Genomic DNA, 14,259 nt, shown 5'->3' with positions numbered 1-14,259 from the left:
GGGACAGGCACTCCGGGACCCACTTGAGCATCATTTTGTGCTTAAAATATCTCATTTTTTGGGACAAGTGGGTCCCGGAAGAGCCAGTCCCCATGCCACATGCAAAGCGCTAAACAGATACTAATCCGTAAGTCTTCCTTAGGAAAATAAGTGCCGGGTGCCTGTCCCCGGTGGCCGAGGCGATAATTTTCACAAAGTGTCGCTTGTAGTGATATGCTTTTACAGCCTGTCTCAATTGAGGACCGGCACCCCCGCACTTTTTTATAAAAAAGATCTGCGTTTTCCCGGAAAAAACAGTGAGGAAGAGCCAGCACCCCTCCGGGCCGTATGCCTCCGGGCAGGAAGCCTGCTTTCCAAAAAAAGCGCTAAACAGATACGTCTTATCAGGAAAAAAAAGCACGTGGAATAACAGTCCCCTGCGGATAAAACCGTTTCGCTGTATTGATATATTAAACCAGGGAAATATATCGATAATCGACTAAAGGCTGATAGGCAGGGTTGAACGGTGAGCAGCTTCAAAGCCCCAGGATCTGCTTTAAATCGTTTATGCGCCTGCGGCTTATGGGCAACTCGATTTTTGTCCTGCCTGCGGTTCTCAACATGAAATTACTTCCGGGCATGGAAGCAATTTCGGTGACCATTTCCAGGTTCACCAGGTACTTTCTGTGTACCCGGAAAAAACCGTACTTATTTAGTCTTTCCTCCAGGATTTTAAGCCGGTATGAAGTCAAAAATTTATCCTTGAATGTATGTACAAAACTGTAATCTTCGTAGGCCTCCACAAAAACAATCTGATTGTAGGGCACCAGCAGCATCTTGCCCTCCTGGTTTATGGGCAGCTTTTCGATTTCCAGGTGCTTTCTGGTGGTAATGTCCCAGGCCTGGCGCAGGGCATTTAAAAATGAATCCTCGTCAGCATCCGCCATGGGCAGATGAACGGTTTTCTCATCCCTGGAACGGTCGGCCCTGAGCCCCTCATACTCATCTCTCTGTACGATTCGCGGCAGTTCTGCATACCGAAGCAGTCTTTCTACGGTACTTTCAATCCTGCCTGGCTCAAAGGGCCAGATGAGGTAATCGGCTGCACCCAGTTCAAAAGCCTTGTAGGCGTGCCGTTCATCCCCGGCGATAAAGACTATGTGAGGCCTGAGTTTTCTCTGAGCCAGGATCTGGGTCAGTTCCATACCGTTGACCCCTTCAGGCAGATCAATGCCCAGAAAAAAAACATCGTAAGATATGCTTTCCAGCAGTTCCAGAGCCTCGTTGGCGCTTACCGCCTCGCCGAGGATTTTAATCCTCTTTTCTCCGGAAAAAAACTCTCGCAACCTGAGGGCCACCTCACGGTCAGGATGTACTATCAAAGCCTTTAAAGTAGACATTTAAAAAACCCCGGACCCCTGCGTTTTGCTGATATTGAGATCCCGCCAGGGATTGTTTCCAAGCCTGGTAAAGCTTGAACATATTCTTACCAGAGCGGCGGCAGACACCGCCGCTGCCTATCCGATGCTTACATCCCCCCTGGGCCTGCCCTCGTCGCCTTCAGGCCATTCTATCTCAATCTCCAGGGACTTCTTGGTGGTCCGCTTGGTCTCCTCCTCCACCTTCAGTTCCAGGGTGACATTGGGAGGTATCTGTAGCCGAACCTCTTCATTGCCCCGGGTCAGGACCACCTCGCCTCCCTCAACCTTATCCGCGATCTGACGCAATATTGCAGCCACTTCCTGGGTACTCTTCTTTTCCTCGCTTTTAAAAAGGACAACTTCCATGCTGATATCCTCCCGTTGTATCTGTTTAGCGCTTTGCTTGTGGCATGGGGACTGGCTCTTCCGGGACCCACTTGTCCCAAAAAATGATTCATTTTGAGCACAAATTGATGCTCAAGTGGGTCCCGGAGTGCCTGTCCCCTGCTTTCCTTTAAAGCGCTAAACAGATACCTCCTGTTAAGTTTGCTGATTATGTAACAGTATAGCCATTTGCATGTAGCACGGGGACTGGCTCTTTTGCCGACCTCAAACCTTAAAACGGCCGGACTATCCGGCGGCAAAAGAGCCAGTCCCCTTCCAGCTTGAATAAAGTGTCGCTGTAGTGCAAAACAGATACAAATTAAAAATCACCTGCAGGAACTGGAACCGATGACATGAGGTATTTCAGATCCTCGTCTGTAAAATAAAAACCAAGGCCTCCAAAAAACGAGCTCCCCCCCTGTTTGCTCAGGTAATCGTCAAGCCCGGCGGTAAGGTAAAAATTGTCCATAAAATAGAGATTGGCGCCGGATTTAAGATGCGGGCGATCAGCTCCCAGGTCGAAAACATCAGTGTAGAGCTTGATGCGCTCGTCCCAGAGAAAGTAATCCATCCCGAATCCGCCTGTGGATTCGATAAGCCCCCCCCGCAGGATAAAGTCGTTCCACCTCTTGGCCAGCTGGGCTGAAAACTTGAACCGTTCCTTATAGGTTTTATCCTCTATAGTTTCCGTTACTTTCCACCGACCTCCATCTACTCTTGTCCGCTCCACGGATTCCGTGGTCCTTGTGCGGCCTCTGGGGTCCGCTACAAGGGAGAGCAGATAGAACCTGTCTTCTGCCGGCTGCAGGGTCAGGTCCAGGTATGATTTCATGTCCCCGGTCCTGGCCATGTATTCGCTGCGAAAATCCACCACCGTCTGAAAACGGTCAAAGCGGTCCAGGAACTCGTTGATCCCGTCCAGGGCATCGTCAATCTTTCTGCCGGTGTCATCCTCGCTTATGAGCTTGCCCAGGGTGCCTTCGCCTTCGTCCAGCTTGCGGGTGAGGCTTTCCAGGGAAGCAGCAGTACGGCGCATGTCCTCACTCATCTGGCGGTCTTCCAGAAGGGTCGCCACCGGACCTTCCCCGTGCCGGGCTGTATCCATTATCTCCCCCAGCTGGTTCAGGGAAACGTTGAGCTGCCTGGAAGCCTCGGCAAAATTATCCACTATATGGGTAACCCCTTCCTTGTTGGCCTCACTAATGGCCCTCAGGTCCCCGGAAAAATCCTGCAGGTTGGCCACGATATTCTCAATACCCCTGGCATTGGTCTGCACGATCTGGTTCAGGTGCAGCGCCGCTTCCCGCAGGTTTTCAAAAAATTCCCGCATATCCTGCTCTCCTTCCGGGCCTCCAAACACATTGGAAACACTCCTGGAAACCTCGCTGATATCGTCGGCGATATCGCCTATGCGGGCCATGACCTGGTCCAGATCTGTAGGCTGCACCCCCCGGGACACCACTCCACCGTCTTCCAGGACGGGCTGGGTGGCACTGCCGGGGTTAATTTCCACGAATTTGTCCCCAAGCACCCCCCTGGTCCTGATGGTAGCCTGGGAGTCGGCGTGAAGTGTAATATCCGGTCGTATGGCCATAGTCACCCTGGCCCTGTTCTGGTGCAGGGTGATCTCCTTGACCGTGCCCACGTCTATCCCGGCTATCTCCACCGGGGAATTGGTGCGCAGCCCAGACACATTATCAAAGTAAGCATTTACCTTGTAGGTATCCCTGGTGATTATCCGGTCTTTGGTGATTAATGTGGTTAGATACCCCAACAAAATAATGGCTGCCAGGACAAATATGCCCACCTTGATTTCGACGTTTGGACTTTTGGTCATAAGATCTCTGATTTATCAGCCGATTCACCTGAAGTGAAAGGCGGTTATGTTTTTAACGTATCTGTTTAGCACCATTAAAAAAAGCAGGGCTAATTTACCTGGATAGGACCATGCGCCTCGCCCCTGATAAACTGTCGCACCACCGGATCACTGTTTTCACGGATTTCCCGCGGGCTTCCCCGGGCGATTATCCTGCCCTGATAGAGCATGAATATATTGTCGGCAATCTTCATGGTAGCGTCTATGTCATGGCTGATAACTATGCAGGTGGCTCCGAACTCATGCCTGGTACGCTGTATAAGATCATTTATTGTTGCAGCCATGACAGGGTCCAGCCCGGAAGTAGGCTCATCAAAAAGCACAATTTTGGGTTCCAGGGCCAGGGCTCTGGCCAGTCCTACTCTCTTGCGCATCCCGCCGGAAAGCTCTGCAGGCATCTTTCTGTCCATGCCCTGCAGGCCTACAGCTGCCAGCTTGGACTGCACCACCTCGTCAATTTCACTGTAACTTTTTGAGGTATGTTCATGCAAGGGAAAAGCCACGTTTTCGTGCACATTCAGAGAGTCAAAAAGGGCGGCTTCCTGAAAAAGCATTCCGAAATCCTTGCGCACCCGGGCCATCTGCCTTTCGTTCAAGGGAACTATGTCTTCCCCGCGCACCAGAATACGGCCGCTATCCGGCTTTAAAAGACCGATGATATGCTTGATGAGTACGCTCTTACCACCTCCGCTGCGCCCGATTATGATGTTGACCCGGTCTTTCTCCAGTGCCAGATCCAGGCCGTCCAGCACTCTGAAGTCCCCGAAGCTTTTGTACAGGCTCTCTATATGTATAATATCCTGGTCCTGCTGCATCATGACCCTCTGTTTGAGCAGTACTGCCATTCCTTGAGGTTACTCCATCCGACCCCCGACCTCCGACATCCGACATCCGCCCTCCGACATCCGACACCCGGCTCCCGACCTCCGACCTCCGACATCCGACTTCCGACATCCGACTTCCGACATCCGACTTCCGACATCCGACTTCTAGAACATCAGCGCGGTAAGAAAATAATCGCTCACCAGTATGAGCACCGAGGACATGACCACGGCCTGAGTGGTTGATCTACCCACCCCCTCGGCCCCTCCGCGGGTGTAAAAACCCTTGTAGCAGCCCACAAGGGTCAGGATGCCCCCGAAGACCGAGGCCTTTATGAGCCCGTTGTAGACATCCGCCAGTGTGACATGCTCCTGAATCTTGTTCATGAACATGCCCCCGTGGATATCCAGCAGCTGCACCCCCACCAGGTACCCCCCCAGGATGCCCATGGCATCGCTTACTATGGTTAAAAGGGGCAGCATAATGAATCCGGCCACGATTCTTGGCAGCACCAGGTATTGCACCGGGTTTATGGCCATGACCGTCAACGCGTCAACCTGCTCGGTGACCCGCATTGTGCCTATCTCTGCGCAGATGGCGGATCCCGCCCTGCCGGTTACCATCAACCCTGTAATCACAGGTCCCAGCTCCCGGGTCATGGACAGGGCCACCGTTGCCCCTACCAGGGTCTCTGCCCCGAACATGCTGAAGGCGTAAAATGTCTGCAGGGCCAGAACCATACCTGTAAAAAGGGAAGTCAGTACCACCACAAACAGGGAGTTAACCCCGATAAACTCCATCTGCTTGAAATAAAGTCTTATTCTGAACGGAGGTCTGACCAGCCAGGACAGGGCCTGGAGAAGAAGGACCATAATCCGGCCCAGTTCCTGAAGAAGCCCCAGAAACTGATGCCCCAGCCAGCCAAGGATGGTTTTCATGCTGCCGGCACCCGCGTTTTAGTAATTAAAGCTTGCAACTTGAAACTCTCAGGACTCTTCAATTAGAGAAGTATAAAACATGAGCTCTTCGGGAAACCGGGTGAAAATCTTGTCTCTGACCAGGCGATTGCTCTGGTGCACCTGACTGCTGTGCATGACCTGTTTCAGAAGATCCTTGCATTCATCCATGGTTGTCTGCCGGATAATGCGCTTGATGCCCGGTATTGCCTGGGGATTGAGACTGATGGAATCCAGTTGCATGCCCATGAGAATAGGAATGCAGTAAGGGTCAGCAGCCACTTCCCCGCAGACATTGACCTCGATGCCTGCTTCGTGACCGGCGTCAATGACATATTTGATGCTCCGAAGGATTGCTGGATGCAGGGGCTGATAAAGGTAGGATACATACCTGTTGGTGCGGTCAATTCCCAGGGAATACTGAATGAGGTCATTGGTGCCTATGCTGAAAAAATCCACCTCCCTGGCCAGAACGTCTGCTATAAAAACAGCGCTGGGGAGTTCGATCATTATCCCGAAGGGAACCTCTTCTTGAAAAGGCAGGCCTTCCCTGGACATCTCTTCCCGGACATTGAAGTATATCTCCTTGACCTCCCGCAGTTCCTGCAGACCGGAAATCATGGGAAACATAATGGCAACATTTCCCAGTGTGCTGGCCCTTAAGATGGCTCGAATCTGAGCCCTGAAAATACCCGGATTCTGCTGGCAAAACCTGATGGCCCTGAGCCCCAGAGCCGGATTAACCTCATCCAGGGGGCCGAAGTGCGGCGATATTTTGTCCGCTCCCAGATCAAAAGTTCTAAACACTACCTTTTGGGGATAGATAATGGAGGCCATATCCCGATACTCTTCGTAAAGATCATCTTCAGAAGGCCAGCTGTTGCGATTTAAAAAGCTGTACTCGGTACGATACAGACCTATGCCTTCGCCTCCGTTGTCTATGACGGCAGTCACCTCCTCAAAAAGCTCGATGTTGGCCAGAACCTGCATCTGGTAGCCGTCTATGGTTTCGGCGGGCAGGTAGCAGTTGCGTTTGATCTGGGAGTAATAATCTGAAAAACGCTGTTTTAGATCGGTGTAATGAGTCAGTTCTTTCTCATCCGGCTCAACGATTATCCTGCCGCTGAAACCGTCCAGAATCACTATATCATCATCCTGGATCATTTCCAGGCCTTCAGCGCCCACAATGGCTGGTATCTGCAGGGAGCGTGCGATTATACCGGCATGCGAAGTCTTGCCGCCGGTGGCGGTGGCAAAGGCCATGATCTTTTCCAGTTTGAGTTCTATGGTATCTGCCGGAGAAAGGTCATGGGCCAGCAGGATCATCCTCTCGGGTTTGCTGTCATAGTTTTTGGACTGACCGTAGAGCTTGCTGCGCACTCGTCCGGCAACCAGTCTCACATCCTGAATCCTGCTGCGGATGTATTCGTCCTCTATCCGGCTGAAGGCCTTTTCTATGTCGTTGACGGCATGTTCCAGAGCCCACTCGGCATTGATCAGCCTGGACTTTACATAATCGCATGCCGATTTCTGAAACTTTTTGTCCCGCAAAATCATTATATGCGAGTCGATTATGGCAGCCTGCTCCTTGAGATCCACAGGCACTTTTTTCAGAATCTTCTCCAGCTCTTCCAGAGCTGTGTTGAAGCCCTGCTTGAGCCTGGACACCTCCTGAGTCACATGCTCCGGGACAATATAGATCCGGACTATGGAGGTGCCTGCCTCCCGGTTAAGGAAGTAAGTCCTGCCAATGGCTAAACCCGCCGATACAGGAATACCTTTGAATACTTTTGAGGCCATAATATTTTTCACCTGACACTACAGCGACACTTTATTTAAGCTGGAAGGGGACTGGCTCACCGTACTTATTTTGCTTACAGTAGGCTGGCGGATTTTAAAAATAAGTGCGGGGTGCCTGTCCCTGGTGGCCAAGACGATAATATACCCAAAGTGTCGCTGTAGTGATAAAAGCATTAATCGCTCTTTAAGATGCACCTGCAAAAAGTCGGATACGGTATCCTCAGCGGTCTTCCCCAAGATTATCCCTGAAGATACTTTCCAAATGCTCCACTGCATACCTGGCATCATCCCCCCGGGCCTGAATTCGCAGTGCGCTTCCGCTGGGCGCTGCCAGACTCAGTATATCCAGAATGCTCTTAGCGTCCACTTCACGTCCGTTAAAAGCAATCATGATATTGGCTTCAAACTGCTGAGCGGCCTTGGCTATCCTTCCTGCAGGCCGGGCATGCAGCCCGAATTCGTTATGCAGGCTAATTGTAGTCTCGCAAATGATATCTTCCGCCATATATTAAAATGCCTCCGCCAGACTTTGAAAAAGGTATCAGCTAACTGGATTGTAACCATTCAGGGGATGCCGCAATCTGCCAGTAATCAACACCGAGGACCCCCTGAATGGTTACATTGGATTTATCCGGGGATATGCCTTAAAACCCTATACTTGAGCTCAGTAGATCCCAGGGAAGAAGCAGGCCTAGAATAAACACCACTGCCAGAAAAACCTCACGGCTCCATTGAATCCTTCTGTAGAGCCAGGCCAGTAGAAGCCCCGGAACACATACCCCGATAAAGGTAAATAACTGCCACTGAAAGGGCCAAATGACAAGCCAAAAACAAAGCAAAAGCAAGGCATTGAAAGCTTTGAGCCTGATGCCCCAGTTAATTAGATTCCATCTCTTGAGTCGCTGAATGAACAAAATGCCATGGACGTAGCCCTGAAAAAACACATACGCCTTAAAAACCTGCAATGTCAGAAAAAAAACCAACCCCAGGATGACAGCAGGCCAGATAAAACCTGCTGCGACAAGCAGAATGGTTAAAAGAGACCAGGTCACCATCAGGCTGCCACTGAAAAAAGAGTCACCTATGGCCGAGAGGGTATATACAAGTGTTGATTTTACACTGGGCATTGATGCAGGTGGAAACAGCTGTCTGGATATCTTGCTTTCCAGATTCAAAAAAACCCCTACCAGCAACGGATTCCAGTATGGATGGGTGTTGTAGAATTTGAGATGCCTGCGCCTGGCCTTTTGAAGCCCCTGTGGGTCACCGGTATATATTTTTTGCAGGCCCGGTTCCAGAGCATAGGCCAGGCCGATATTCTGAAGCCCCCGGGTGTTGAAGGCGCTGCCGGTCAGCTGGCTGCGCAGTAAACACCTGTTAAGGCATTTAATGTCTGGATGGGCCATGGTAAAGCCTTGTTTACGTAATCTTAACGCTGCAGCTGAACTTTGAATCAGGGTAGCAGTTCAGCGCTATGTGTGACAGTTATGATCACTGGACAGTTAATAATTCCTTAGCATCGTCCTGTGGTTACTGACAATTTCCAGCATTGCGAATTTCCGGAACATTACCATCGTTAACCGCCTGATGACTTTATCTTTTCATTTAAACACTACAGCGAAACTTCAAAAATTAGTGATTTACTCCTGAGACCCTGTCATAAAAAACAAGAAAAATTTCGAACAGAGACGGGGTTTCAGCGCCTGGTAATGGGACTGTCCCCGCTAAGATCCAACCAGATAAAAGGCAACCAGTTTTGTGAATTAAAGATTTCAGTAACCAAAAAAATGTTGACGCGGGGACTGTCCCAATTGGGATAAGAGTACTTCTTTTTCTTGGGTTGCGGGCATAGTCCGCTTTAGTATCTGTTTAGCGTTTTTAGGAAAGCACTAAACAAATACAGTCACAAATATTTCTTAAGCATCTCTGCGCATGGTATGCATTAACGCATAGATTTCCTTGCCGCTCCACCCCCTGGCATGCTTTCGCACCTCCTGAACCACCTCTCTGGGACGCAACCCCTGTTTCAGGCACTCGGAGATGAGAAGCTCCACGCTTTGGGTGTCTTCTGCAGATCCACCGGGATCCTGAGGGGCGATTATAACCGTAATTTCCCCAAGCAGCCTGTCCGCATCCAGTTCTATGCTGTCCAGACGGCCGATGATAAATTCCTCGTACTTTTTGGTGAGCTCCCGGGCAAGACAAAATTCCCTGGGCCCCAGTACCTGCAGGGCTATCTGCAGGGTGGTTGTGATGCGGTTTTTCCGCTCAAAAAAAACCAGGGTGGCAGGAATTTCCTGCCAGGTTTTGAAGGTCTTCTCAATTTCATAAGCCTTTCTGGGCGGAAAACCCAGAAAAGAAAAGGGGTACGGCGGCAGGCCCGATGCTGCCAGGGCCGCTACAATTGAGCAGGGCCCCGGTACCGGGATCACGTCGATCCCTGATTCGCGGCAATATCTTACCAGACGATACCCTGGATCCGCCATGAGCGGTGTACCTGCATCACTTATCAGGGCACAGTTTCCCCCGGCCATGATTCTGGAGACTACCTGGTGTATCCGTCCGGCTTCATTGTGTTCATGCAGGCTCAAAAACTCCCTGGCCCTGATACCCAGGTTTTTAAAAAGCATTCCTGCCCGCCTGGTATCTTCAGCCAGGACCAGGTCACACTCTGAGAGCACCTCCAGGGCGCGCCCTGATATATCACCAGGGTTGCCAAGGGGAGTAGCCACCACCCAGAGAGCTGAATTCGAGGGCGTTCTGGATATGATCAATCTGGACTTCCCGGCCTACCGTGATGCAGATAAAATCAAAACGGCTTTCCCTGGACCACATGTTGTGCCGACTGAGATACATGCCGGCTGTGCGCAACAGCTTTCTGCGCTGTTTGAAGCCCAGGCTTTCCAGGGGATGACCCATGCTGTCAAGGGTCCGGGTTTTGACTTCAACAAAGACAATGCAGTCATCCTGAGTACAGACCAGGTCCAGCTCTCCTGCCCTGGACCTCCAGTTGCGCTCCCTGATCCTGTATCCCTGCTCCAACAGGTAGCTGCCGGCGACCTCTTCTCCGTAGCGTCCCAGGTCTAAGTTATGGGCAGCCAAGGCACTGTCTCCGATACTCTGGGAAGGACCCCTTTAAAACTTTTCCTGTGAATGGGTGAAGGGCCGAGTTGTTTTAGTGCCTGCAGGTGTTTACTGGTTGCATATCCCTTATGAAGGCCTAGACCGTAGCCGGGATAACGTTTGTCAAGGCTTAACATCAGCCTGTCCCTGAAGGTCTTGGCCAAAACCGATGCCGCTGAAATTTCAGGCACGGACATGTCTCCCCGAACAATGCATTCCTGGGGGATATGAAGCGGAATTGTCTGGTTGCCGTCAACCAGCACTCTCTCTGGACAGGGCCTTAATGACAGGACCGCCCTCTTCATGGCCGTCAGGGTAGCCTGCAGGATATTTATGCAGTCTATCTCTCTGGGCCAGGCCAGTCCCAACGACCAGGCCAGGCTTGCAGCCTTGATTTGAGGGACCAGGCTCAGGCGCGTAGCAGGGGACAATTTTTTGGAGTCAGTCAAGCCTGGAATGGCCTGGCCTGAAGGCAGGATGACAGCGGCAGCCACTACAGGCCCTGCCAGGCAGCCCCTGCCGGCCTCATCCACTCCTGCAGCCGGAAGTCCGCCGTCTCCAGACCGATTATTCCGGGCATGATATGCCCTGTGCTTCACCGCTACCTCCTGATAAGGGGATGGACCTGACTGCTGAAGCCTTGCATATTCCCCCCTTGCCAAGCACTGAACTGCAGGATCAGTTGTTTTTATGCCAGTCAGTCCTGGCCTTGATGCGTGCAGCCTTGCCCCTGAGCTTGCGCAGGAAATAAATGCGACCCTGCCGGACCTTGCCTCGGGTAACCACTTCTACTTTTTCAATAAACGGGGAATTCAGAGGAAACACCCTTTCCACTCCAACACCGTCGGAAATCTTGCGCACCAGGAACGTGGAGTTGGTGGTTCCACGCTTTACCCTGAGAACGGTCCCCTGGAAGACCTGGATTCTTTCCTTTTCCCCTTCTATGATTCGCACATGGACCTTTATGGTATCCCCAGCCTTGAAGGTGGGAATATCTGTGCGCATCTGCTCCTGTTGAATCTGCTGCATAATATTCATTAACGCTGCTCCTGACGAAAAATTTTGAATGTAATACCATTGCCCGCTACAGCCTTGCTTTGCCTATGCTGTACCCAGACCATCAGGCATAATCACCAAGGATTCGATCCACGATTATGGAGGCTGCAGAACGTACCGAGAGGTGATTGTATCCTTCCAGAAAGCGCACCGGTCCAAGCATGTGGTCCGCGTCTTGTAAAACACTGCGGGATAATCCGTAACCTGTCCCCAACACCATCAGCACCGGTTTTGTGCGCAGGTGTTTTAATACCTGCCTGCAACTGATGTCTCCCGGTCCGGAAGCGCTGGTGGCGACTATACAGGGACATTCACCAGTAAGGTTGTGTACGTATTGTACCGCATCCTGCAAACAGTGCACCACCCTTACAGTGGAAAGAGCCCTGGCCCGATCCGGATTGGCCCTCGCCCCGGCGCCCTGGGTCCAGTGCTCAAGGAGCCTGCGGGCAAGGTTTTGTTGATCCAGAAGTGGGGTACACAGAAAATAACCGCCCAGACCGTAAGTGGCACAAACGCGGGCAATATCATGAATATCAAGGTTTGTCAAAGATGTTGTGCTGTCCTGTCCCATTTTATTTTTTACCGGGTGATGCAACAGGGAAATAAAAAGGTTCCGACCCGGGCGAAGCCTCTGCAGATTTCTGGTAAAATCCAGATCTTCAGGAGTCAGGTGCTGGCTTTCCAGGATTTCAGGGCGAAGCTTCAGGGTGTTCTCCAGGGCCTTTTGCCTCCGCCAGCGGGCAATGCGGCCATGATCACCGGAAAGAAGGACTTCAGGGACCCTGAATCCAGCGTACGCCTCCGGTCTGGTATAGTGGGGGTATTCCAGAAGGCCTGAAGAAAAACTCTCTTCCCCGACAGATTCCTGCTTTCCCAGAAAACCGGGTAAAAACCTTGACACCGCTTCCATGATACAAAGTGCTGCAGTTTCCCCCCCGTTTAATACGTAGTCTCCAATGGATACAAGTTCCAGGTCGACCAGGTCTTCCAGACGGGCATCTATACCCTCGTACCTCCCGCAGACCAGGGCGATGTTCTTTTCCCTGGACAGACCGGCAGCCATCTCCTGATCCATAAGCCTTCCTTTGGGGGTCAGCATGATTTTTGTGCAGTCCTGCGGCAGTGATTTCAGGGACTTTATAATGGGCTCCAGAAGCATGACCATCCCGGGTCCTCCCCCGTAAGGCCGGTCATCAACACTTCTATGCCTGTCCAGTGTAAAATCGCGGGGATTTATCCTGGAGATTTCCAGAATGTTATTCTGCAGGGCCTTGCCCATTAATCCACAGTTGAGTGGAGATTCAAAATATTCCGGAAAAAGAGTAATGATATAGAAATGCACGCTATTCCTGAGTGCCCCGGTTAATCGGTCCCTGACCGCCTGGGTGAAGCGTTGTTACAGGTATATATCCAGAAGACCTTCCGGAGGATCAATGACGATCTTTCGGTTCTCCGGATCCAGCTCCAGGATAAAATCATCCTCTGCCGGAAAGAGGACCTCCCGGCCATGTTCACTGACAATCTGCCAGACCTCCCCCTCTTTCTGGGGAAAAAATCCCTGAACAAGCCCAATATATGCACCGCTTTTCAGATATACCCGGCAATCCAGAAGCTGGTGCAGATAGATCTCTTCCTCATCTGCCGGGGGCAAAATCCGGGCATCGACCAGGATTTCTGCATCACGCCACTCTTCAGCCTGATCCCTGCCGCTGACATTATCCAGTTGCAGTAGAAGCCTCTTCTGGTGCTCTCTTAATCCCACCGTCCTGAAGGGTACAGGGCGCTTACCCGGCAGGCGCAGAAATATCTTGTCTGGACCCTGCAACAACAAAGGGGAGTCTGCATACCAGATTATGCAGAGCTCCCCCTTAAGACCATGTGGTTTGACCACCTTCCCGCAAACAAACAGGTTCCTGGCAGCCATTTTTTCTATTCGATTATTTCCAGAACAGTCCTTTTTTGAGCCTTGGTGGATGCTGCCCCAAGAATGGTGCGCATTGCGCGGGCGGTGCGCCCCTGCCGTCCAATAACCTTGCCCAGATCTTCCTTAGCCACTTTAAGCTCAATGACAGCCGTCTGTTCTCCTTCCACTTCGGCGACCTCGACCTGATCCGGATTATCCACCAATGACTTGGCAATGTATTCAATCAATTCCTTCATAATAATCACCTCCGATTGTCGCTCGATTCAATTGAGATTTTCAGGTAATTGCCCAGCTTTGGTCGTTGACGAAAAAAAACAGTATCTGTTTAGTGCTTTGCATTTGGCATGGCTTCATTAAGTGTTCATCAGGTGCTTTTTTTTACTGCTTCTGACCACTGTCTCCTGGCTCATGTCAGGCGACTTGGCGGGATAAAAAGTGTACATGCAGTCAGTCCCTGCTCACACCAGGCCGCAATGATCAGGCACCGGCCTTTTTTAGCAGCGAGCGCACAGTATTGGTGGGCTTTGCGCCCTTGTCCATCCAGGCCTTGACCTTGTCCATGTCTATCTTGATCTCCGGCGGATTCTGGAGGGGGTTGTAATACCCCAGGTATTCCAGAGCCCGTCCGTCCCTCCTGGTCTCGCTGTTAAGCGCCACCAGCCTGTAAAACGGTTTCTTTTTGGATCCCATCCTGGTAAGTCTGAGTCTTAGAGCCATCTAGTCATCCCCCGTTCTATGGTATAATTTAGTGTTATCAGGTTCAAATCAGTCAGTAGATCAATAATAAGCTTCGCTGTGTATCTGTTTAGCGCTTTGCATGTGGCATGGGGACTGGCTCTTCCGGGACCCACTTGTCCCAGAAATCGAGTCATTTTGAGCACAAAATGATGCTCAAGTGGGTCCCGGAGTGCCTGTCCC

At 51.3% G+C, this 14,259-nt stretch carries 16 protein-coding genes; all 16 read right to left on the bottom strand.

Going from position 1 to position 14,259, the window contains the following annotated elements; all coding sequences use genetic code 11:
* Positions 1–515 precede the first annotated feature (515 nt).
* Positions 516–1,379, bottom strand: a complete 864-nt coding sequence (locus tag QZP87_RS08545) for a LytTR family DNA-binding domain-containing protein (protein ID WP_291322499.1) — start codon at positions 1,377–1,379, stop codon at positions 516–518.
* 117 nt (positions 1,380–1,496) lie between these two features.
* The gene (locus QZP87_RS08540; protein WP_291322498.1) at positions 1,497–1,766 is read right to left on the bottom strand and encodes an amphi-Trp domain-containing protein; all 270 of its coding nucleotides are present in this window, start codon (positions 1,764–1,766) and stop codon (positions 1,497–1,499) included.
* A gap of 337 nt (positions 1,767–2,103) precedes the next feature.
* A complete protein-coding gene (locus QZP87_RS08535; protein ID WP_291322497.1) occupies positions 2,104–3,621 on the bottom strand; it encodes an MlaD family protein in 1,518 nt (505 codons plus the stop codon).
* 89 nt (positions 3,622–3,710) lie between these two features.
* Entirely contained in the window at positions 3,711–4,505 is a 795-nt protein-coding gene (locus QZP87_RS08530; protein ID WP_291322496.1) for an ABC transporter ATP-binding protein, read from the bottom strand.
* Between the two features lie 144 nt (positions 4,506–4,649).
* Entirely contained in the window at positions 4,650–5,420 is a 771-nt protein-coding gene (locus QZP87_RS08525) for an ABC transporter permease (protein ID WP_291322495.1), read from the bottom strand.
* 48 nt (positions 5,421–5,468) lie between these two features.
* Positions 5,469–7,238 (bottom strand): phosphoenolpyruvate--protein phosphotransferase, encoded by a 1,770-nt coding sequence (gene ptsP, locus QZP87_RS08520; protein ID WP_291322494.1) that lies wholly within the window; start codon positions 7,236–7,238, stop codon positions 5,469–5,471.
* Positions 7,239–7,458: 220 nt separating this feature from the next.
* Positions 7,459–7,743 carry an HPr family phosphocarrier protein gene (locus tag QZP87_RS08515; RefSeq protein WP_291322493.1) on the bottom strand — a complete coding sequence of 95 codons (285 nt, stop codon included), beginning with the start codon at positions 7,741–7,743 and terminating at the stop codon, positions 7,459–7,461.
* 139 nt (positions 7,744–7,882) lie between these two features.
* A complete protein-coding gene (locus QZP87_RS08510; RefSeq protein ID WP_291322492.1) occupies positions 7,883–8,644 on the bottom strand; it encodes a PTS system mannose/fructose/sorbose family transporter subunit IID in 762 nt (253 codons plus the stop codon).
* A 510-nt stretch (positions 8,645–9,154) separates the two neighbouring features.
* Complete coding sequence (rsmI, locus tag QZP87_RS08505; RefSeq protein ID WP_363331004.1) at positions 9,155–10,012, bottom strand: 16S rRNA (cytidine(1402)-2'-O)-methyltransferase; 858 nt, start codon at positions 10,010–10,012, stop codon at positions 9,155–9,157.
* On the bottom strand, positions 9,942–10,340 hold the full coding sequence (locus tag QZP87_RS08500) for a YraN family protein (protein WP_291322491.1): 399 nt from the start codon (positions 10,338–10,340) through the stop codon (positions 9,942–9,944). Before QZP87_RS08500 ends, rsmI begins: the two co-directional genes overlap by 71 nt.
* The gene (locus QZP87_RS08495) at positions 10,322–10,960 is read right to left on the bottom strand and encodes a ribonuclease HII (RefSeq protein ID WP_291322490.1); all 639 of its coding nucleotides are present in this window, start codon (positions 10,958–10,960) and stop codon (positions 10,322–10,324) included. Before QZP87_RS08495 ends, QZP87_RS08500 begins: the two co-directional genes overlap by 19 nt.
* Positions 10,961–11,039: 79 nt before the next feature.
* Positions 11,040–11,399: a 50S ribosomal protein L19 gene (gene rplS, locus QZP87_RS08490; protein ID WP_291322489.1), complete on the bottom strand. Its 360-nt coding sequence runs from the start codon at positions 11,397–11,399 to the stop codon at positions 11,040–11,042.
* Between the two features lie 82 nt (positions 11,400–11,481).
* Entirely contained in the window at positions 11,482–12,759 is a 1,278-nt protein-coding gene (gene trmD / locus QZP87_RS08485; RefSeq protein WP_291322488.1) for a tRNA (guanosine(37)-N1)-methyltransferase TrmD, read from the bottom strand.
* Positions 12,760–12,813: 54 nt separating this feature from the next.
* Complete coding sequence (gene rimM, locus QZP87_RS08480; protein ID WP_291322487.1) at positions 12,814–13,341, bottom strand: ribosome maturation factor RimM; 528 nt, start codon at positions 13,339–13,341, stop codon at positions 12,814–12,816.
* Between the two features lie 5 nt (positions 13,342–13,346).
* Positions 13,347–13,580 carry a KH domain-containing protein gene (locus QZP87_RS08475; RefSeq protein WP_291322500.1) on the bottom strand — a complete coding sequence of 78 codons (234 nt, stop codon included), beginning with the start codon at positions 13,578–13,580 and terminating at the stop codon, positions 13,347–13,349.
* A 238-nt stretch (positions 13,581–13,818) separates the two neighbouring features.
* On the bottom strand, positions 13,819–14,058 hold the full coding sequence (gene rpsP / locus QZP87_RS08470; protein ID WP_291322486.1) for a 30S ribosomal protein S16: 240 nt from the start codon (positions 14,056–14,058) through the stop codon (positions 13,819–13,821).
* Positions 14,059–14,259 lie beyond the last annotated feature (201 nt).

The organism is Desulfonatronospira sp. (assembly GCA_003563255.1).
GTDB lineage: Bacteria > Desulfobacterota > Desulfovibrionia > Desulfovibrionales > Desulfonatronovibrionaceae > Desulfonatronospira.
Note: the sequence above shows the minus strand (reverse complement) of the source record. Positions and strands in the feature narration are given on the sequence as shown.